We start from the raw sequence: 20,098 nt of genomic DNA on the forward strand, positions 1-20,098 counted from the left end.
CGATGGCCATGTCGACACAGGACACCGATACGTTTGGAGCTCTCCAAGGGCTGGAGGCCAGTGACGCGTCAGTGCGGCTGCGGGCGGCGCTGGCGGTTGGCACGGCCCCTGACCCGGCGTATATCGAGGAGCTCATCGAACGATGCGCGATCGAGCCCGAATTCTACGTACGGGAAATGCTGACGTGGGCGCTCACCCGCCACTCGGCATCAACGGCGGTCCCCAAGCTCATCGATGAACTTGGCTCGGAGCGAGCGCAGGCACGGAGCCAGGCGTTGCACACGCTGTCCAAGATCGGGGATCGGCAGGCGTGGCCGGCGATCACAGGGGAACTGCTGGCCGACGCCGACGACGAGGTGGCGCGAAGCGCCTGGCGGGCGGCGGTCGTACTCGTGCCTGAAGGCGAAGAGCCCGAGTTGGCCGCGGAGTTGGCGGCACAGCTCGGGCGCGGTGAGCGCGAGACGCAGTTGAGCCTGAGCCGGGCGCTGATCGCGCTCGGGGAGGTGATTCTGCCGACTCTGCGCGCTGCGACGACGGCTCTCGACCCTGACGTACGTACGCATGCGATCGCCACGGAACGGTTGTTGCGGGACCCGGAGGCCGGGTTCGAGTTCGCGGTCGAGGAGGCGAAGCGCATCATGGCCCTCGGCACGACCGGCCAGGAGGGGTGAGGGGCAGTGTTGATCGGTGATGTGGCACGGCGGTCCGGGGTCAGCGCCCGCATGCTCAGGCATTACGAATCGCTCGGCCTGGTGCGGCCGACGGGTCGTACCGTGGGTGGCTATCGGGAGTACTCCAGCGACGACATCCGGCGGATCTTCCATATCGAGAGCCTGCGGTCGCTGGGGCTGTCGCTGCGCGACGTCGGGTGTGCGCTGGATGATCCCGGTTTCGCGCCCTCGGAGCTCGTCGACGACCTCATCCGTCAGACGCGAGAACGTATTGCCGCCGAGACGGCTCTGCTCACGCGACTCCGACGGATCGGTGCCGCGGAACCCGACGGCTGGGAGGACGTCCTCCAGATCGTGGCGCTCCTCCAGGCGTTGGGATCGGAGAGTGCAGCGAAGCGCCAGCGTGCGGCCTTGTCCTCGGTTCAAGAGGTTCCGGTGCCGGTGGAAGCGCTGGTCGAGGCGGTGTTGAGCGAGACGGACCCGAACGTCGCCGGAGCCCTTCGATGGGCGCTGGCGCAATCGGGCGACGGTGTATTGGGGCTGTTGGCGCAGGGCCTTGGCTCACCAGTGGCCGAGGTGCGCAAACGTGCCGTCCAGTCCATCGCCGAGATTCCGAACGGCGAGGCGACCGCACTGCTGCGGGACGCCCTCGCGAACCCCGACGTCGTGGTCCGCAGGTATGCCGCTCTGGCGCTCGGCGCACGCGGAGTGGCCGACGCCGTCCCCACGCTCATCGACATGATCGTCGAGGAGACACACGACGCCGATACGGCCGATGCGCTGAGCGCGCTGGCGAGTCGTCCCACGTCGGCGGAGCAGATCGCCACCCGTCTCGTCGACTGCCTGGCCCACAACGCCCTTGAACCGTCTGCACGTCGACGCCTGACGCAGGCACTCGCGGACATCCCGGGAGTCACCGCGTCACGTGCGCTCGCAGAGCTGTCCCAGGACGAGGACCGTGCCGTCGCGCTGACCGCGACATACGTTCTCGGGATACGGGACGCACGATGACGGCCACCATCGCAATGGAACGTCCTGTGGCACCTGTTCACCGTCGGGGAGCATCTGCAACCGCTGGTCGAGTGGGAGCGTGAGACCGCGTTTCGCCGACATGGGGGCGAGGCACGAGGTCGCCGCGTCGGACACCCGGCGCAAGTCGTTCTGGACCGTGGACGGCGAGGTGCTGAACGTGATCACGAACGGGCCGGATGGTACAGGGAGGTTGGGGCGGCGGAGCTGGTGCGGCAAGGTACACGCACGGGCCGCCGTGACGCCGCCACGCACTGAGGGCTAGCCACCGCGTAGCGGCGCCTTGGGCTACCAGGGCACGATCTGCCCCTGGTGGTCAACGAAGTGGAGGCCGGGCTTCCCCTGGTGGCGCTCCATCGTTTCCGCCACCCCCGGAATGCTCTCCTCCACGCTGAGCTCGGCGTCGGGTCCGCCGAGTTCGGTGCGGACCCAGCCCGGGTCCATGAGCAGCAGCGTCCTCGTGTCCTCGGCGTGGCGGGCGGCGTAGCTGCGCATCAACTGGTTGAGCGCCGACTTGCTGGCCCGGTACAGGTCCTGCCCGCCTTCGGTGTTCAGGCTGATGCTTCCCTGGTCGGAGGACATGACGCCGATGGTCCCGGTAGGCGCGACCAGCGGGCGGAGGGACTCCACGACGCGCATCGGGCTGAGTGCGTTGGTGATCATGACTTCGGTGAACATGTCCGTCGGGACGTCGCCGATCGGGATGTCGCCGCGCGTGATGGCGGCGTTGACGAAGAGCAGGTCGAGCGTGCGCTGTGCCAGTCGGTCGCGCAGTGCCGAGATCTGTTCCGGGTCGGTCATCTCCAGCGACTCGATGGTCAGCCGCCCTCCCGATGTGTCGGCCAGGTCGTGAAGGCCGGTGCGTCGACTGCCTCGGACTGTGCCGATGACGTCCCAGTCGCGACGGAGGTACTCGGCGGCGAGCCCGAGGCCCAGGGTCCGTGAGGCCCCGATGATGAGGGCGGTCTTGCGGGTGTCGTTCATGTGATTCCTTGCGTGGTCAGGGCGTCGGGACTGGCGGGAAGCGTCGTTCACCGCTGTCCTCGGAAGGTTGCATGGCGGAGCAACGCGGCGCCCTGGTGGTGTGGTTGGGGATCTTCGGCTTCATCGCGTGAGCCGGTGATGCAAGTCTCCGAGAGGGCCGCCCGGGCGTCCAATACCCTTCGGACCGCATTGATACCGTTACGGCATGGATCTGGATCTGCGAAAGCTCCGCTACTTCGTCGCGGTGGCCGAGCACCGGCACTTCGGCCGGGCGGCACAGGCGCTGTTCATCGCGCAGCCGGTCCTCAGCCGGCAGATCCGCGCGTTCGAACAGGAGCTGGGGTGCCCGCTGTTCACGCGGTCCAACGCGCAGCGTCGAGCTGACCCCGGCGGGAAAACAGATGTATGAGGAGGCGTCAAGAATCACCACGGCGGTGGACGTGGCGCTGAAGCGCGTGCACGAGGCCCAGCGGGGCGAGCAGCGGCTCGTCGTCGCCTTCTCGTCCGGCCTGCACGTATCGGACGCGATCCGGGAGTTCACGGCGAACCATCCGAACGTCGAGATCGATGTCCTTCCGCTGCCCTGGTCGGAGCGGGACGCGCCGCTCCGCGACGGCCGCGCGCACGTGGGATACCTCCGACGCCCCTTCGACGACTCGGGGCTGCGCACCGTGCCCATCGGCCATGAGACCAAGGTCGCGTGCCTGCCGGTGACGCATCCGCTGGCCGGTCGCCGCGCCCTCACGTCGGCCGACCTCGACGGTGAGCCGATCCTCGATGTCAGGGCGCGGCGGACGTTCTCGCTGGACGAGAAGTTCGAACTCATCGCCTCCGGCCAAGGCATCGCGCTCATCCCCGCGAGCATCGCGCGCTCGTACTCCCGCCCTGAGCTCGTCTACCTGACGGTCACCGACGGTCTACCCGTCGAGACCTGCCTGACGGTGCTGGAGAGCAGCTGCGCGGACCCGGCAGCGGACTTCCTGGACATCGCTACCGCAGTCCTGCGCAGGCGCTCCGACGATGGTGATTCGCAGAGCAAGGTGGAGCCGGGGGCCGCGAGCGTGGTGCCAGCGTTGTCCACGGACTGATCGAGAGCCGCACGCGAAGCAGAGATACCCTCCCTGGGTATAGTGTGTGACGAGCGCTGGCGATGTGCCCAGGGCATGGCGACGAAAGGGGACGGGACGTGCGCAGCGGACCGGCGAGCAGACGGGGCATTGCCCGGCTGCTGGCGGTGTGCGCCGTGCTGTTCGGCCTGTTCCTCATGCACGGCACCCCGGCGAGCGCCGCCGAGGGCTGCCACGGCTCCATGAACGCTCCCGCGCCGATGGCCACCGGCCATGACACCTCCCCGACGGCCCACGTATCGGCCACGCAACGTCCGGGGCCGGCCGTGCGGGCTGCCGAAGGCATGGCGATGCCCGGCGCGCTGTGCGTATCGACCCCGGCGCAGGAGCGGATCTCCCTGCCCGCACCTGGCCTGGTGGTCGTGGCCGCCGCCACCTTGTTGACCGCGTGGGCGCTGGCCCGGCTGCGCGCGGGGAGCGGGAGCCGGCGCGGGCCACCGGCCGGCGGAAGAGAACATCTGCTGCGGGTGTGCATCGCGCGGACGTGACAGGCACACGCCGGACCCTGGTCACCGGCCGGGACCGGCAGACGTGCCCTCACTGTCTCCGCGCGCCACCGGTGTGGTGCGCTCACCGGAAAGACCCCACCAATGTTCTCCGCTTCCCGTTTCACCGCGCGCCGCCGTGCGATCGCCATGGCAGCTGCCGCAGCCTCACTCGCGCTGACGCTGGCCGCCTGCGGCTCCTCCAGTGACTCGTCGTCCATGCCGGGCATGGACCACGGCGGCAAGTCCTCCGCATCGTCCTCGCCCAGCGGTTCGCCCGCGATGGGTGACATGCCCGGCATGGACCGCATGGCGTCCGGCAACGGCCTGTCCGACAGCAAGGACGGCTACCGCCTCACCTCGAAGGACACCACGCTGCCGGGCGGCAAGCAGGCCGCGTACCGCTTCACCGTGACCGGCCCGGACGGCAAGGCGGTCACCGACTTCGCCGTCGACCAGACCAAGCGGATGCACTTCTACGCCATCCGCTCCGACCTGACCGGCTTCCAGCACCTCCACCCGACCATGGCCGCCGACGGTACCTGGAGCGCGGACCTGTCTGCCCTCGCCCCGGGCTCCTGGCGCATGTTCACCTCCTTCACCCCGACCACGGGTACCGCGAAGGGCAAGGACTTCGTGCTCTCGCGCACGGTCACGGTGCCCGGCGACGCCGCGAAGACCCCGCTGCCCGCACCGGCGACCAGTACGGAGGTCGACGGGTACACCGTCGCCGTCAAGGGCGAGCTCATGGCGGGCATGGCGCACCCGCTGACCGTGTCGATCGCCAAGGACGGCAAGCCTGTCACCGACCTTCAGCCGTACCTGGACACGTACGCGCACCTGACCGCCTTCCACGAAGGCGACGCCGCGTTCGCCCACCTCCACCCGACCACCAAGGTGACCGGCGACAACGGCGGCCCGGACCTGTCCTTCCACGCCGAACTGCCCACCGCGGGCAACTGGCGGCTGTTCCTGCAGTTCCGGACCGGTGGCAAGCTCCACACCGCCGCCCTGACGCTGCGCGTCGGCTGATCCCCGGCGGGGCGCCGCCCGTAACGGCGGCGCCCCGCCCGACGGACTCGCCCCCAAAGCGGGCGTGTCCGTCCGTGGCGGGCCCTCCTGCGCAGGGAAGGCTTCACAGATGCACGCCGTACTGCACGCTCTGTCGATCACCGGATCCATGACCTGGGAGATCACCTGGGCCCTGATCCTGGGCTTCGCCCTGTCCGCCGTCGTCCAGGCCGTCGTCCGTAAATCCACGGTGGTCTCGCTCCTGGGCGATGACCGGCCCCGCACCCTGGCCGTCGCCGCCGGACTGGGCGCGGCGTCCTCGTCCTGCTCGTACGCGGCCGTGGCGCTGGCCCGCTCGCTGTTCCGCAAGGGCGCGAACTTCACCGCCGCGATGGCCTTCGAGATCGCCTCCACCAACCTGGTCGTCGAACTCGGTGTGATCCTGGCCCTGTTGATGGGCTGGCAGTTCACCGCCGCCGAATTCGTCGGCGGCCCCATCATGATCGTCATGCTGGCGGTGCTGTTCCGGCTCTTCCTGAGGGACGGACTCCTGCGGGCGGCCCGCGAGCAGGCCGAACGGGGGCTGGCCGGCTCGATGGAGGGGCACGCGGCGATGGACATGTCCGTTCGCGGTGAGGGCTCCTTCGCCCGGCGCCTGTTCTCCCGCGAGGGTTTCACCTCTACTTCGCATGTCTTCGTCATGGAGTGGGCGGCGATCGTACGCGATCTGGTCGTCGGCCTGTTCATCGCCGGTGCCATCGCCGCCTGGGTTCCCGACTCCTTCTGGCGCACCTTCTTCTTCGAGGGTCACCCGCTCGCCGCCAAGCTGTGGGGCCCGATCGTCGGCCCGGTGGTGGCGATGGCCTCATTCGTGTGCTCCATCGGCAACGTGCCACTGGCGGTGGTGCTCTGGAAGGGCGGCATCAGCTTCGGCGGTGTGGTCGCCTTCATCTTCGCCGACCTGCTGATCCTGCCGATCCTCAACATCTACCGGAAGTACTACGGCGCCAGGACCGCCGCGTTCCTGCTCGGCACGTTCTACGTTGCGATGGTCGTCGCCGGGTACATCGTCGAGTTCACCTTCGGCGGCCTCGGCCTGATCCCCGACCAGGCCGACGCGAAGATCCCCATGGAGGGCGTGAGCTGGAACTACACCACCTGGCTGAACATCGCCTTCCTTGTCCTGGCCGCCGCGCTCGTGGTGCGGTTCTGGCGCACCGGCGGACCGTCCATGCTCCGCATGATGGGCGGCGCCCCCGACCCCGGCCACGACGGCTGAGGAGTGGCCCTCCAATCGCCGTATCCCTGCGGGTTGGGTGAGGGCGCGAGCTGAGTCATGATGAACCGTCAAGTACTGGGCAGCAATGGGAAGTTGGCAGTCATCACCAAACCAGGAGGTCGTGTTGAACAGATCGAACCTCGACCCGCCCAGTCGGCGTGGGCTGCTGGCAGCGGCGGGCGCGGTTGCTGCGGGTGGCGCGGCCGCAAGCCTCGTGGCCACGCCGGCTGCGGCGGATACCGGCGTGGCGACGAAAGAGCCTTTCGGACCGGTGACGGTCCGTCCGGGCGACACCCGGTACGACAGCCTCCTGCGCGGCAACAACTTCCGCTTCGTGGGGCGGCCGGACGAGATCCGTGTCGTCGGCTCGACGGGGCAGGTGGTGCGTGCGGTCACGGATGCCGTACGGTCCGGACGCACTGTCGGCGTCCGCAGTGGCGGGCACTGCTTCGAGAACTTCACCGCCGACCCGTCCGTGCGGATGCTCCTGGACCTGTCGCCCATGGACGCGGTCGGTTACGACGCGGCGCGCGGCGCGTTCGCGGTGCAGCCGGGAGCCACGCTCGGGCACGTCTACCGGACGCTGTTCAAGGGCTGGGGCGTGACCGTCCCCGCGGGCGGCTGCCCGGAGGTGGGCGCGGGCGGGCACTTCGCCGGTGGCGGGTACGGGCCGCTTTCGCGCCGGTACGGTTCGGTGGTGGACCACCTGTACGGCGTGGAGGTGGTGGTGGTCGACCGCGAGGGCACCGCCCGCGCCGTGGTGGCGACGCGGGAGCCGGACGACCCGCACCGTGACCTGTTCTGGGCGCACACGGGCGGGGGCGGCGGGAACTTCGGGGTGGTCACCCGGTACTGGCTGCGTTCACCCGGGGTGAGCGGGAACGACCCGTCCAAGCTCCTGCCGGCCGCACCGCGCGAACAACTCGCGGTCCTGGTCAACTGGGCCTGGGACAAGCAGATGACCCAGCGGGCCTTCACCAGGCTGCTGCGCAACTTCGGAACCTGGCACGAACGCAATAGTGCGCCCGACTCCCCGTACACCGGGCTGTACGCGATCCTCATCCCGACGCACCGCAGCGCGGGCGGCTTCCTGATGACCGTTCAGATCGACGCGGACATCCCCAACGCCACGGGGATGGTCACCGATTTCGTGAAAGCCGTGACGGCGGACACCGGCCTCGACGGCAAGGTGACCCCGCTGACGATGCCCTGGCTGCACCCGACCACCTGGCCGGGCACCGGCGAGCCCGGCAACGTCGGCACCCGCCGCTACAAGATCAAGGCAGGCTATCTGCGCCGCTCGTTCACCGACGCGCAACTCGCCGCCATCTACCGGAACTTGACCAACAGTACGGGCACGGCGGGCAGTGGCATGCTCCTCGTCGGGTACGGCGGCCAAGTCGGCGCCGTACCGTCGAACGCCACCGCCGTCGCCCAACGCGACGTGATCATGAAGGCCGTCTACCAGACCATCTGGTCCGCCGAGTCCGACGACGCCACCAACCTCGCCTGGGTCCGCAACTTCTACCGCGATGTGTACGCCGACACCGGCGGCGTCCCCGTGCCCGGTGCGGTGAGCGACGGCTCGTACATCAACTACCCCGACACCGACCTGGCCGCCCCCGAGTGGAACACCTCCGGCGTCCCCTGGCACACCCTCTACTACAAGGACAACTACCCGCGCCTCCAACAGATCAAGGCCCGCTGGGACCCGCGCGACGTCTTCCACCACGCACTGTCGATCCGGCCGCCCGGGTGAACGAGCGGCGCCGGGCCACGGTGGGTCAGTACTCGCGTAGTGACGGCCAGAGCGCGGACCACCGCTGGTGCGCGCCTTCGCACAGCGCGACCTTCGCGTGCTGCTCCTCGTTGCTGATGCCGTGGCCGTTGTCGATCCGGGCAACGGTGCGGCAGTTGGTGAAGTGCTGTTCCAACTGGTGGCCGTTGGCCTGCTCGACCAGCAGGACGGGGCCGTCGTCGCTGTCCGGGGGCGGGCCCCAGTCGTACAGGCTCATATGGCCGGAGTACGCGGTGGGGAGACCGTAGGCGGGCCCGTAGCGGGCGAGGGCGCCCGCCTCGCCGTAGTTCGAGGTGAGCAGGACGGCGTGGACGCGCGATGCTGCGGGGATCGCGGTCCAGGCGGCCGCGACGGTACGGGTGAATCGGGGCCAGCCGACCTGCTCGCCCTGGTCGACGTCGACGGCGTTGGTCACGGCGACCGCCGAGACCGGTAGCACGGGCAGCGCCGCCAGGGCACTGGTGGCCGCCGCCAGGAGAAGCAGGGGTGTGAGCGTTCGCCAGGACCGGCGGGCACGGCGGACGACGGGTTCACACCCGGCCGCCGTCACGGCGAGCAGCAGCGGGAGCGGGTAGTACGGCTTGCCGCCGCCGATGAGCACCAGGACGCAGAGCACCGGGTAGGCGAGCGCCAGCGGTCGTGCCCAGCGCAGCTCGTCATCGCGCAGCAGTTGGCGCAGGCCCACGATCGCGATGGGAACAAGGACGGGGGAGAACTGGAGCAGTTGGAGCGGCAGGAAGAGCAGCCGTCCTGACACGCCGCTCACGTGGCTGAGAACCCGGGCCACCTTCAGCTCGGGCCAGCCGTGCGTGGCCTGCCACCAGAGCGTGGGTGCGCAGATAAGGAGGGCGAGGAACACTGCGAGCAGCGGTCCGAGCAGCAGCCGTGCACTGCCGGGCCGGGGACGCCGGGCGAGTTCGCGCCAGGGGCGGGCCATGAGCAGACCCACGAGCAGGGTGAGGAGCAACGACAGGACGAGCTGCTTGTTCAGCAGAGCCACCCCGACCGCCACACCCAGGACCGGCCACCAGCGGCCGTCTCGGGTCCGCAGCAGCCGGAGTGTCAGGAGCAGGACGCCGAGCTGGGCGGTCAGATCGAAGGTGCTGGTGGACAGCAAGTGGCCGATGGCCAGGACGTACCCGGAGCAGGCACAGCACCCGGCCGCGAAGATCTGTCCGCCACGGCTCGCTCCCAGCTCCCGGGCCAGCAGGGCGGTCAGCACCACCGAGCATGCGGAGAGCAGCGCGGGGACGACCCGCAGACCTGTTGGGCTCGCGCCGAAGACGGCGGCACCGGCACGGGCGAGCAACGGTGTGAGCGGCGGCTCGTCGACGTAGCCCCAGACCGGATGCCGGCCGGCGAGCAGGAAGTAGAGCTCGTCGCGATGAAAGCCGTATCGCCCGGACAGTGCGACCAACACCGCGGCGAGAACGGCCGCCACCAACGCGACCGGACGTAACGCGAACGGCCTTAGCACGAGCGGTTGTTGCTGACCAACGAGCCCATCCCCCCGAATGTCCACCGCCGCAGTGTGGCAGCCACGACCGGCGCGGCCAAGGCGGTTGCCGCAGATCGCCCGGTGGGGAGAGCAACTGGGATACCGGGCTCCGCGTGGGGCCTCGCCCTCCTGGCCCTGCCTTCTTTCACGTACGAAGCGGAATGCGCCTGTGCATGGTGTGACTCCCGCGTCGGCGAAAACTCATCGCGGGCACCCGTCATGTTGACGGCCTTCGGGCACTGGCACGGGCCGAAGGCCGTAGGCGGTGATGATCAGTACCAGTAGTGGTCGTTCCACTGGCCGCAGGGCCACTGGATGACCTTGGTGCCCTGGGCCGTGCTACCGCCGGGTATGGCCAGGCACTGTCCGCTGTTGCCGTTGGCGATGTGGGTGACGCCGGCCTTGTCCGTGGCGAACGCCCAGTAGTGGTCGGCCCACTGGCCGCACGGCCACTGGATGACCTGGGTGCCCTGGGTCGTACTGCCGCCGGGTACGGCCAGGCACTGCCCGCTGTTGAGGTTGACGACGTGGTACCAGTAGAAGCCGCCGTTCGTGAACTGGTACTGCACGGACCAGTAGTGGTCGCGCCAATTGCCGCATGGCCACTGGATGAGCCCGGTGCCCTGGGCCGTGCTCCCGCCGGGCACGGCCAGACACTGGTTGCTGTTGTAGTTGCTGATGTGGTCGTAGACGCCGTCGGTCCGCAGCGTGGGTGCCATGGCGGAACCGGAAGCCTTGTCGAGCAACTTGGCGACGTCCGCCGGGGCCACCGGGGTCATGCCCTTCAGCGCGGCGACTGCGGCCGGGGACACCTGGGGGTTGGCCTTGAGCGGAACTGCGGCCGCCACCGAGGTCTGTCCCGGACCGGCGGGCTGTGCGGAGGCCGTCCCCGTGATGGGTACGGCGAGCAGCCCGAGCGCTGCGGCCAGCAGCGCGATTCTCTTGAACACGTCGTGGGTTCCTTCCTCACGGAGCAGCGGCCCTGCTCAGGCGCGCCCGATCGCACGTTTGATCGAGGTCGCGTCGAGTGTGGTGGGAAGGTGCCGGGGACGTATTGTTCGAATGCGACGCGAACTGACGATGTGTCATCCGGTTGCCCCGAGAAGGGCTTGGTCCAGGGGATGCGGCGAGCCGCGATGAGTCCTGTGGTGTTTGACGGTCGTACTGTCAACCCGTAACCGAGGAGGACTTCTGATGCGCAGCGTGACGTATTCGATGGGTATCTCACTCGACGGCTACATCGTCGGGCCGGATGGCGGCTTCAACTGGACGGCGCCCGACGAGGAGATCTTCCGCTTCGCCACCGACGAGATCCGCGAGGTCGGCGTCCATCTGATGGGACGTCGGCTGTACGAGACGATGCTGTACTGGGAGACCGCCGACCAGGATCCATCACTCGACGACTTGATGCTCGAATGGACCGCGGTCTGGAAGCCGCTTCCCAAGGTGGTGTTCTCCACCACGCTGTCGGCGGTGCAGGGCAACGCCCGCCTGGCCTCCGGCGGCCTGGCGCAGGAGATCGAGCGGTTGCGAGCCGAGCCGGGGCAGGGCGACATCGCGATCGGCGGCGCGACCCTCGCCGCCGAGGCGGCCGCGTTGGGCCTGATCGACGAGTACCGGCCCAGGGTCTACCCGGTGCTGGTCGGCGGCGGCATCCCGTACTTTCCCCGGCACGAGCGCCGGGTGGATCTCGAACTCGTCGAGACCCGCACCTTCAGCTCGAAAGTCGTCCACCTCCGCTACCGCGTGGCGCGCTAGGGTCTGTCCGGTGGATCTGGCCGCCTTCGGTCCGGGGTGCGTTTAGGTGCTGGTGAGCGGGGGTCTGGTGCGTGCAGCTGCAAGGCGGAGGAGGGCGGCGACGCGATGGGGGTGCCCCCTGTTCGAGCGGAGCCGAGAACTTGGGGGAGTCGGCAACCGACGACAACGCGGCAGATGTGCGTGCCAGGCCCGCGCGTCCCAGGCAAGATCCACCGGACAGGCCCTAGCCGACTCGCCGCGGACCAACGCCGCCCATCAACGAAGTCTCGCAATCACCAGGGCGCAGGCGTTCCGTCCAAGGAGAAGAAACCGCCGGTGGGGCCGTCGTCCGGCAGCAGGGCCAGCTTGAGTCGTTCGCAGCGTGCGGCACTACGCGGAAGCCTGCGGCGTTGACTGGTCGACCACCCACGTCAGATACGCCTCGGAGCCCCCTGTGACCGGGAGTGTGATCCACTCCGGGACCGCGTAGCTGTGCCCTGGAAACGCGGTGCCCGCGGGGCGCACCGGGCCGGTCGGACCGGCCGTCAACGCCCCGCGGGCCACCCCTGTCCGGTCAGAGCAGGTTGTAGATGTTGTAGCCCCAGCCGATCTTGACCCGGTTGTCGAACGGGTCGCTGCTGTCACCGTTGCCGGAGTAGCGGTACAGGTCGCCGTTGTTGGCGCGGGCGACGAGGTCGGAGCGGCCGTCGCCGTCGAGGTCGCCCACCGACAGGATCCGGTTGTACGCGTTCCAGCCGCCGCCGATCTTGGTGCGCCGGTTGAACGGGTCGTTGCGGTCGCCGGTTCCGGTGTACAGCCAGAGCACGCCGTCCTTGTCGCGGGCGACGATGTCCGTGAGCCCGTCGCCGTTGAGGTCGCCCTGGCCCGCGATCTCGGTGTACTGGCCCCAGCCGCCGCCGATCTTCGTGCGGGCGGTGACCCGGCCGTCGGGATAGCCGAGGTAGAGCCACAGCACGCCCGCCTTGTCGCGGGCGATGATGTCGGCCTCACCCGCACCGGCGAGGTTGCCGGGGGAGAGGACCTTGTCGTAGATCTGCCAGCCCCCACCGATGGTCTTGGTGTCCAGGTCGAATTCCGACCTGTGGTACGTGTAGGTCAGCTGGCCGTTCTTGTCGACGTGCCAGGTGCTCTCGCTGTGGCCGTCCTTGTCGTTGTCGACGTCGGCCTCGAACGCGGCGAAGCTGTAGTCGACCCCTACGTCGTAGCGGGCGTCGAAGCCGCCCTGGCGGTTCGGGAAGTACAGGTACAGGTTGCCGGTCCGCTTGTCGACGGCCGTCATGGAGAACGTGGGCGTCTCCACCCGGCCCTGCGCGGCGGCGCGCGGGGCGGCGAGGCCCTTGGGGCCGTGCGCGCGGTGCTGGGCCTCGGCCTTGGCGCGCTGCTCCTTGGCGTCGACCGGGTTCCCGGCGGCGAACGCGGTCCCGGCGGTGGTGACCATCGCCGTGGCGATGGCGGTGGCGGCGAGCGCGCGCTGGAACGCACGTCGCTGGACGAACTTCATGAACTAGCCCCCCGGCTGGTCGCGAAATGGCGCGATTGGTCTGTACCGCGCCGCAGGTATCGCACCTTACACAGGCGCTTCACTGGTCCCTCACAGAGGGGCCACGGGGTGTTCGCGCTGGCGAACGGCCCGGCCCGGAGCACTGATGGGCAGCAGGTGCCTGTTCGTGGAGGCGTAAAAGGGTGTTCCCGCCAGCGCGTCGCCGCGATCATGGAGCGGATACCGACACGCACCCCAGAAGGAACGCACCATGCCTGCACCTGCCGACCCGACGCTCCTCCACCCGATGCCCGAGCACCCGCGGGTGGTGCTGCTCAAGCCGCTGGTGAAGTCCCCGCTGATCGAGGTGGGGGAGTACTCCTACTACGACGACCCGGACGACGCGACCGCGTTCGAGAAGCGCAACGTGCTCTACCACTACGGTCCGGAGAAGCTGGTCATCGGCAAGTTCTGCGCGCTGGGCACGGGCGTACGGTTCATCATGAACGGCGCCAACCATCGTATGGACGGCCCCTCGACCTTTCCCTTCCCCACCATGGGCGGCTCCTGGTCCGAGCACTTCGACCTGCTCACCGGCCTGCCCAACCGAGGGGACACCGTCGTCGGCAACGACGTCTGGTTCGGTCACAGTACGACGGTGATGCCCGGCGTACGGATCGGACACGGCGCGATCATCGCCTCCGGCGCCGTGGTCACCAGCGACGTGCCCGACTACGGGATCGTCGGCGGCAACCCGGCCCGTCTCATCCGCACCCGTTACGACGACGAGGACATCGTCCGCTTGCTGGCCGTGGCCTGGTGGGACTGGCCTGCGGATCACATCACCGAGCACGTACGGACGATCATGTCGGGCAGCATCGCCGACCTCGAAGCCGCCGCCCCCGCAGACGCCTGAAGGGGCCGCCCGATGGCAAGCGACGGTAATTGACGTGCTCACACGTGTGAGGGCGGGCTAGAGTCGCGGGCATGTACTCCTTCCTTCAGATCTACGGCTGACACGGTCGGGGCAGACGCCCCGGCCCTCCTCCCGCATGCCCATCTGCGCGCCGACGACCGAGCCATTCGGAGCGGTCGGCGCGTCGGCTTGCTGTGTCTCTTTCGCCGTAGACCTGAAGTGAGTTGATCCTCAGTGACTTCCGTGTCCTCCATGCCGTCCGTGCTCCCTCGCCGTGCCCACATCGCGATGGTCGGTATCCCCATCGTCAGCCACGTCCTGCCGAGCCTTGAGATCATCCGCGAGCTGGTTGCCCGCGGCCATCGGGTGACGTACGCCAACGATCCGGCGGTGGCCGATCTGATCACGTCCACCGGCGCTGAATTCGTGCCCTGCACCTCCGTGCTGCCGGTCGCCGACAACAACTGGCCGGACGACCCCATCGCCACGATGGGACTCTTCCTCGACGACGCCGTCCAGGCACTTCCGCAGCTGCGCGCCGCCTACGACCACGACCCGGCGGACCTGTACCTGTACGACATCGGCGCCTACGCCGCGCGCGCCCTCGCCGAATCGCAGGCGCGGCCCGTCATGCAGCTGTCTCCCACATTCGTGGGCTGGGACGGCTACGCCCAGGACGTCGCGGCCTACCTGCGCCAACTGCCGGGCGCCGACGCCTACCAGGCGAAGTTCGCCCAGTGGCTCGCCGACTGCGGGGCCTCGACCACCGGCGTGGACGACTTCTGCGGCCCTCCCGCCCGGGCTCTCGCGCTGATCACCCGGGCGATGCAGCCGTACGCCGACAAGGTCGACACCGACACGGTGACCTTCGTCGGGCCCTGCTTCGACTTGCCTGCGGAAGCGGACGGTTGGACCCGTCCGGCGGATGCGGAGAACGTACTGCTGATCTCCCTGGGGTCGGCGTTCACCCGGCAACCGGAGTTCTACCGCCAGTGCCTGGCCGCCTACGGCAACCTGCCCGGCTGGCACGTCGTGCTCACGATCGGCAAGTACACCGACGCGCGGGAACTCGGCGACATACCGTCCAACGTCGAGGTGCACTCCTGGGTCCCGCAGCGGGCGATCCTGGAACAGGCGGACGCCTTCGTCACCCACGCCGGCATGGGCGGATGCAGCGAAGGACTGCTGGCAGGCGTCCCGATGATCGCCGTGCCGCAGGCCGCCGACCAGTTCATGAACTCCGACCGGCTCGTGGAACTCGGCGTGGCCCGCCGCATCGACACGGCGCAAGCCACCGCCGAGACCCTGCGGACAGCGCTGAACGACCTGGTCACCGATGCGGAGGTCGCCCGCCGCTCGGCACAGCTGCGCGCCGACGTGCGGGCCGAAGGCGGCACCTCGCGCGCCGCCGACCTCATCGAGAACATGCTGGCCTGAGCCTCAAACGCCGCAATCGGCGGGGTGGTGAGGCAGTGCGCTGCTTCACCACCCCGCTGCTCTCACCTGCACCTCTCACCTTCGGACCGCAAGGCGTGACGCCCCCACGCCACGCTGCAGGGCTTACTCGTTCGGAAGTTGATTAATAATGCCTAGCTATTGACGCGGATCGTTCAGGAAATTTATGGTCCCTGGACCCTCGCAGGCGAACCAGAGTGACGGAGAACAATGACGTACTCCCTCGGTGTGCGGCCGCGTGCCGCCCGGCTGACCGCGGTGCTGCTGGCCGGAGCGCTCGTCACCTCCGCGTCGCCGGCTGTCTCGCAGCCGGCGCGGAACACCGCCGCCACGACCGCGAACTGCCGCGACAACGACGGCTGGACCCTCGGCACCACCCGTATCGATGCCGCAGACACCCACCATGCCTTCGTCGGCAACGGCTACCTGGGGCAGCGAGTGCCGCCCAACGGTGCCGGATACGCCGACAGCACGGCCAAGACCGGCTGGCCGCTGTTCACCCCGCGCTACGACGGCTCCTTCGTGTCCGGCCTGTACGCGCACAACAAGCAGACCGCCGGTGACCGGCAGGCCGTCGCGGCGCTGCCCACCTGGACCGGACTCACCGTCACCACTGGTGGAGCGCACGGCGATACCTTCAACTCTTCGACGTCGCCCGGCCGGATCTCCCACTACCGCCAGTCGCTCTCCCTCTACTGCGGCGTGGTGCGTACGTCCCTGACCTGGACCGCCGTTGACGGCCGCCGGACCGACCTCGTGTACGAGGTGCTCGCCGACCGCGTCAACCCGCACGCGGGCGCCGTACGTATGAGCATGACGCCGCACTGGAGCGGCGAGGCGACGGTCACCGACGTCCTGGACGGTCGCGGCGCACGGCGTATGCAGCAGACCGGTGGGGGAGACCGCACCAGCGGCCAGGCCGCACCGAGCATGGACGTGGCGTTCCGTACGGACGGCACGAACGTGGACGGAGCCGTCGCCTCCACCCTGCGCGCAGGAGGTGGAGCGCACGGCGCCAAGGCCCAACAGGCCGAGCAGGCAAAGAACATGACGTCTCATCAGGCCCTCACCCTTCCCGTCCGGCGCGGGCAGTCGTACGACTTCACCAAGTACGTCGGCATCGACACGGCTCTGACCTCGCGCGCCCCGCGCCGGGACGCCACCGCCACCTCGCAGCGTGCCGCCGACCGTGGCTGGGATGCCCTGCTGCGCGCCCACACCGCCGCCTGGTCGCGGCTGTGGCGCAGCGACATCGAGGTACCCGGGCAGCCCGAGATGCAGTCGTGGGTGCGGTCCGCGCAGTACGGTCTGCTCTCCAACACCCGGGAAGGCGCGGCCAACAGCATTGCTCCGACGGGCCTGACCAGCGACAACTACGCGGGCCTCGTCTTCTGGGACGCCGAGACGTGGATGTACCCGGGCCTGCTGGCCACCCGGCCCGAACTCGCCAAGACCGTGGTCGACTACCGCTACCGGACCCTCGCGGGGGCGCGCGAGAACGCCCGTAAGCTCGGCTATCAAGGGCTCTTCTACCCCTGGAACAGCGGAAGTTCGGGCAACCTGGCCCAGGAGTGCCACAGCGTCGACCCGCCGCACTGCCGCACCCAGATCCACCTCCAGGCCGACATCTCCCTGGCCACCTGGCAGTACTACCTGGCCACCAACGACACGCGCTGGCTGCGCGAGTGCGGCTGGCCGGTGCTGCAGGGCATCGCCGAGTTCTGGGCGGGCCGCGTCAGCCGCAACGCGGACGGCAGCTACTCGATCAAGGACACGGCCGGGCCCGACGAATACAGCAACGGCGTCGACGACGCGGTCTTCACCAACGCCGGCGCCGCCACCGCCCTGCGCCACGCCACCCGCGCCGCCCAACTGCTCGGCAAGCAGGCCCCCGCGGAGTGGAACGCGATCGCCGACCGCATCCGGATCCCGTACGACGCGAAGAGCAAGGTCTTCCAGCAGTACGACGGTTACCAGGGCAGCACCATCAAACAGGCCGACACGGTCCTGCTGATGTACCCGCTGGAGTGGCCGATGCCCCAGGGCGCCGACGCCGCCACCCTCGACTACTACGCGCAGCGCACCGACCCCGACGGCCCGGCCATGACGGACTCGGTGCACGCGATCGACGCCGCCGGAATCGGTGAGCCGGGCTGCTCCACGTACACCTATCTGGAGCGTTCCATCAAGCCGTTCGTACGCGGCCCCTTCGGCCAGTTCTCCGAGGCCCGGGGCGACAAGGCGGGCGCCGAAGACCCGTTGGCGGGGTCGCCCGCGCACGACTTCCTCACCGGCAAGGGCGGCTTCCTCCAGGTCTTCACCAACGGCCTGACCGGCATGCGGATGCGCGAAGACCGCCTGCACCTCGACCCGATGCTGCCGCCGCAGCTCGACCGCGGCGTTACCCTGCACGGCCTGACCTGGCAGGGACGCACCTACGACATCGAACTCGGCGCCCACCGCACCACCGTGCGCCTCACCGCCGGGGCGCCGATGACGCTCGACACCCCCCAGGGCGAGCAGATCGTGAGCAAGAACGTCCCGGCCGTACTCAAGACCCGCCGCCCCGACCTCACCCCCACCACCAACGCGGCCCGCTGCACCACCGCCACGGCCTCGTCCGAACAACCCGGCATGTACGCGAACGCCGCCGTCGACGGCAACACGGCCACGGCCTGGGTCCCGGACGGCGCGAGCGGCCAACTGACAACGGACCTCACCAGGCCCGTCCGCATCAAGAAGGTCACCCCCACCTGGACCACCACCAAGCCCACCGCCTACACCATCGAGCTCTCCCTCGACGGGCGGCACTGGCAGCGCGCGGTAACAGGCGATGCGCGGCTCGCGCGGTACGTACGGGTCACGGTGCGGGGCGACGCGGGGGCCAAGACGCATCCGGGGATCGCGGAACTGACGGTGAACTAGGCAGTCGGGGAAGGGGCTTCTGGGCAGCGACGGTGGCTGGAGTCGCACTTGCCGATCAGGTGCAGTCCGCCCGGATCCGGTGTTGCCTCGTTCTTGATCTTCATCATTCGCTCGGGGGAGTCGGCCAGGACGGCGTAGGCGCCCAGGCTGATGGCGGTCGCGTAGTCGTTCTTGGTGTCGATGCCGATCAGAACGGTCTTGACCGAGGGGTGGGTGTGGAAACAGGCCGAGGCGGGTCGGTCCCACATCAGGGCCTGATTGACGGGGCTACGGCCCTCGCCCAGGGTGAACTTCTCCGTCACCGTCACATCACGGCGCAGCTCGAACGCGGCCCATGTCCCCGACCGGGGTGCGTTGACGCAGTCGCCGGTCAGACGTGAGGCGACCAGACGCGTGCGGGTGGTGTCACGGTCCTCGAAGAGTTGCGCCCGGGGGTAGGTGGCGATGGCATCGAGGTTGGGCTTGTCGGTGGAGTAGAACCGAACCCGCCGCCACTCCCCGCGTCCCTCGCCCTGCAGAGCGTCGAGCGTTTTGGCAATCGCGGGTGCCAGGGTGTGGGAGTCGGCTGACTTCATGTCCAGCAGTACGCCCATCCGCTGCGGGATACGCCGCAGAGCCTCCTCCAGCGTGGGCATCGGAGTGGGACGCTCCCGGTAGGGATACTCACCGGCGGCGTTCTTGAACTGGTAGCCGGCGTTCAGCCGCGTCAGCTCCGCGGCGTCCATGTCCGCGACGCTTCCCGAGCCGTCGGTGAGTGCGGTGAGGTCGGCGGGCCGGTACAGAACAGGGACGCCGTCCCGGCTCACCTGCACGCTCAGCCACATCATGTCCACGTTGTGGGCGAGCGCTCCGTCGATCGCGCGCACGGTGTTCTCCGGGAAGTCCGCGGTACCGGCCCGATGCGCGATCACCAGCGGCAGTCGGGCACCTCCCGAGGACTGCCGTCCCCCGTCCATGGCCACTGCCACTTGTCGGCCATGCGCCACAGATCCCTCGGCCGGAACCATGGCAACCGCCGTGGCAGCGCCTGTGACCGCAACCGCCGTGGCCAGAACAGCTGCCCATCGCCGCACCCGTAACATCACTCTCCCGATCTCCCGCATCCCCACGCGACGTTTCGCCTTCGCCCCGCTCAGCTCATGTTGGTACGAGTAGATGTCCACCGCGTTCCAACGGCTCGCGCATCCCGGGCCACCGCAGCCCGCGGACTCAGCGTTCAGGGCTTCGGCGGTACCGCCGCGTCAGGCGTCAGATTCTTGATCAGGTCGGCAAACTCTTTCAAGAATGCGTCGAACTCCTTCTTGGAATCCGCGATCTCCTTCTTCGCGTCGTCCTTGGCTTCCTCGGAGTCTTTCTTGGCGTCCTTGATCTCCGCGTCCAGGTCCTTCTTCTCGTCCGCGATGAGCTTGTCCAGCTCGGCCATCCACGTCGCCAGCTCGGTCTTGTCGTCGTCGCCGTCCCGGCGGTCCCGGCTCAGCGAATGCCCGTCAGCGGGCCGGGGCTCGGGCGCGGCGGCCGCGAAGGCAGGTCCCGTAGTTCCTGCGACGACTGCCCCGCACAGGGCGATCGCGGCGACGGTGGCGCATCGGCGCATGACGCGCCTCCTCATCAGTAGACGGGCTCCAGGTCACCCCCACTCCCGGCCCACTCTTGGTCACCCTCCCCCCGCGAGCCACCCGGCC

18 protein-coding genes and 2 pseudogenes are annotated in these 20,098 nt (G+C 69.1%); 12 read left to right on the forward strand and 8 right to left on the reverse strand.

The features are described 5' to 3' along the window. Nucleotides 1-2 precede the first annotated feature (2 nt). Nucleotides 3-671 (forward strand): HEAT repeat domain-containing protein, encoded by a 669-nt coding sequence (locus ACT1U9_RS31740; RefSeq protein WP_444539305.1) that lies wholly within the window; start codon nt 3-5, stop codon nt 669-671. A gap of 6 nt (nt 672-677) precedes the next feature. Further along, on the forward strand, nt 678-1,682 hold the full coding sequence (locus ACT1U9_RS31745) for a HEAT repeat domain-containing protein (RefSeq protein WP_444536070.1): 1,005 nt from the start codon (nt 678-680) through the stop codon (nt 1,680-1,682). 306 nt (nt 1,683-1,988) lie between these two features. On the opposite strand, the gene ACT1U9_RS31750 is transcribed toward ACT1U9_RS31745, so the two are convergent. Then, complete coding sequence (locus tag ACT1U9_RS31750; RefSeq protein WP_444536071.1) at nt 1,989-2,684, reverse strand: SDR family oxidoreductase; 696 nt, start codon at nt 2,682-2,684, stop codon at nt 1,989-1,991. Between the two features lie 205 nt (nt 2,685-2,889). On the opposite strand from ACT1U9_RS31750, the gene ACT1U9_RS31755 reads away from it, so the two are divergent. The 6 genes from ACT1U9_RS31755 (at nt 2,890) to ACT1U9_RS31780 (ending at nt 8,345) form a co-directional block, all read left to right on the forward strand. Then, nucleotides 2,890-3,093, forward strand: coding sequence for a LysR family transcriptional regulator (locus tag ACT1U9_RS31755; protein WP_444536072.1), 204 nt, complete (start codon nt 2,890-2,892; stop codon nt 3,091-3,093). Then, a complete protein-coding gene (locus ACT1U9_RS31760) occupies nt 3,086-3,772 on the forward strand; it encodes a LysR family substrate-binding domain-containing protein (RefSeq protein ID WP_444536073.1) in 687 nt (228 codons plus the stop codon). The genes ACT1U9_RS31755 and ACT1U9_RS31760 overlap by 8 nt, the downstream gene beginning before the upstream one ends. A 98-nt stretch (nt 3,773-3,870) precedes the next feature. Continuing rightward, on the forward strand, nt 3,871-4,299 hold the full coding sequence (locus ACT1U9_RS31765) for a hypothetical protein (RefSeq protein ID WP_444536074.1): 429 nt from the start codon (nt 3,871-3,873) through the stop codon (nt 4,297-4,299). 102 nt (nt 4,300-4,401) lie between these two features. Beyond that, the gene (locus ACT1U9_RS31770; RefSeq protein WP_444536075.1) at nt 4,402-5,328 is read left to right on the forward strand and encodes a hypothetical protein; all 927 of its coding nucleotides are present in this window, start codon (nt 4,402-4,404) and stop codon (nt 5,326-5,328) included. 109 nt (nt 5,329-5,437) lie between these two features. After that, complete coding sequence (locus ACT1U9_RS31775; RefSeq protein WP_444536076.1) at nt 5,438-6,586, forward strand: permease; 1,149 nt, start codon at nt 5,438-5,440, stop codon at nt 6,584-6,586. A gap of 271 nt (nt 6,587-6,857) precedes the next feature. Further along, a complete protein-coding gene (locus tag ACT1U9_RS31780) occupies nt 6,858-8,345 on the forward strand; it encodes an FAD-dependent oxidoreductase (RefSeq protein ID WP_444536077.1) in 1,488 nt (495 codons plus the stop codon). 25 nt (nt 8,346-8,370) lie between these two features. On the opposite strand, the gene ACT1U9_RS31785 is transcribed toward ACT1U9_RS31780, so the two are convergent. Further along, a complete protein-coding gene (locus ACT1U9_RS31785) occupies nt 8,371-9,861 on the reverse strand; it encodes an ArnT family glycosyltransferase (RefSeq protein ID WP_444536078.1) in 1,491 nt (496 codons plus the stop codon). A gap of 293 nt (nt 9,862-10,154) precedes the next feature. Next, nucleotides 10,155-10,832, reverse strand: coding sequence for an RICIN domain-containing protein (locus ACT1U9_RS31790; protein WP_444536079.1), 678 nt, complete (start codon nt 10,830-10,832; stop codon nt 10,155-10,157). A gap of 244 nt (nt 10,833-11,076) precedes the next feature. Here ACT1U9_RS31790 and ACT1U9_RS31795 point away from each other — a divergent pair, with 244 nt between their 5' ends. After that, nucleotides 11,077-11,640 (forward strand): dihydrofolate reductase family protein, encoded by a 564-nt coding sequence (locus ACT1U9_RS31795; protein WP_444536080.1) that lies wholly within the window; start codon nt 11,077-11,079, stop codon nt 11,638-11,640. A gap of 272 nt (nt 11,641-11,912) precedes the next feature. Here ACT1U9_RS31795 and ACT1U9_RS31800 read toward each other — a convergent pair. From ACT1U9_RS31800 to ACT1U9_RS31810, 3 genes and pseudogenes are all read right to left on the reverse strand, one after another. Beyond that, nucleotides 11,913-11,990: pseudogene (locus ACT1U9_RS31800) on the reverse strand (short-chain dehydrogenase); the annotation flags it as partial. 19 nt (nt 11,991-12,009) lie between these two features. After that, nucleotides 12,010-12,114, reverse strand: a pseudogene (gene cutA, locus ACT1U9_RS31805) (divalent cation tolerance protein CutA); the annotation flags it as partial. Nucleotides 12,115-12,193: 79 nt separating this feature from the next. After that, nucleotides 12,194-13,141 (reverse strand): FG-GAP repeat domain-containing protein, encoded by a 948-nt coding sequence (locus tag ACT1U9_RS31810; RefSeq protein ID WP_444536081.1) that lies wholly within the window; start codon nt 13,139-13,141, stop codon nt 12,194-12,196. 250 nt (nt 13,142-13,391) lie between these two features. On the opposite strand from ACT1U9_RS31810, the gene ACT1U9_RS31815 reads away from it, so the two are divergent. The 3 genes from ACT1U9_RS31815 (at nt 13,392) to ACT1U9_RS31825 (ending at nt 18,416) form a co-directional block, all read left to right on the forward strand. Continuing rightward, complete coding sequence (locus ACT1U9_RS31815) at nt 13,392-14,036, forward strand: CatB-related O-acetyltransferase (RefSeq protein ID WP_444536082.1); 645 nt, start codon at nt 13,392-13,394, stop codon at nt 14,034-14,036. Nucleotides 14,037-14,288: 252 nt separating this feature from the next. Continuing rightward, complete coding sequence (locus ACT1U9_RS31820; RefSeq protein ID WP_444536083.1) at nt 14,289-15,473, forward strand: macrolide family glycosyltransferase; 1,185 nt, start codon at nt 14,289-14,291, stop codon at nt 15,471-15,473. Nucleotides 15,474-15,701: 228 nt separating this feature from the next. Continuing rightward, a complete protein-coding gene (locus ACT1U9_RS31825; RefSeq protein WP_444536084.1) occupies nt 15,702-18,416 on the forward strand; it encodes a discoidin domain-containing protein in 2,715 nt (904 codons plus the stop codon). Here ACT1U9_RS31825 and ACT1U9_RS31830 read toward each other — a convergent pair. Continuing rightward, nucleotides 18,413-19,372, reverse strand: a complete 960-nt coding sequence (locus tag ACT1U9_RS31830) for a glycerophosphodiester phosphodiesterase family protein (RefSeq protein ID WP_444536085.1) — start codon at nt 19,370-19,372, stop codon at nt 18,413-18,415. The genes ACT1U9_RS31825 and ACT1U9_RS31830 overlap by 4 nt on opposite strands. A 260-nt stretch (nt 19,373-19,632) precedes the next feature. Further along, nucleotides 19,633-20,010 (reverse strand): hypothetical protein, encoded by a 378-nt coding sequence (locus ACT1U9_RS31835; RefSeq protein ID WP_444536086.1) that lies wholly within the window; start codon nt 20,008-20,010, stop codon nt 19,633-19,635. Between the last annotated feature and the right edge of the window lie 88 nt (nt 20,011-20,098).

Origin of the sequence: Streptomyces sp. BR1 (assembly GCF_052373795.1) — a bacterium.
Classification (GTDB): Bacteria; Actinomycetota; Actinomycetes; order Streptomycetales; family Streptomycetaceae; genus Streptomyces.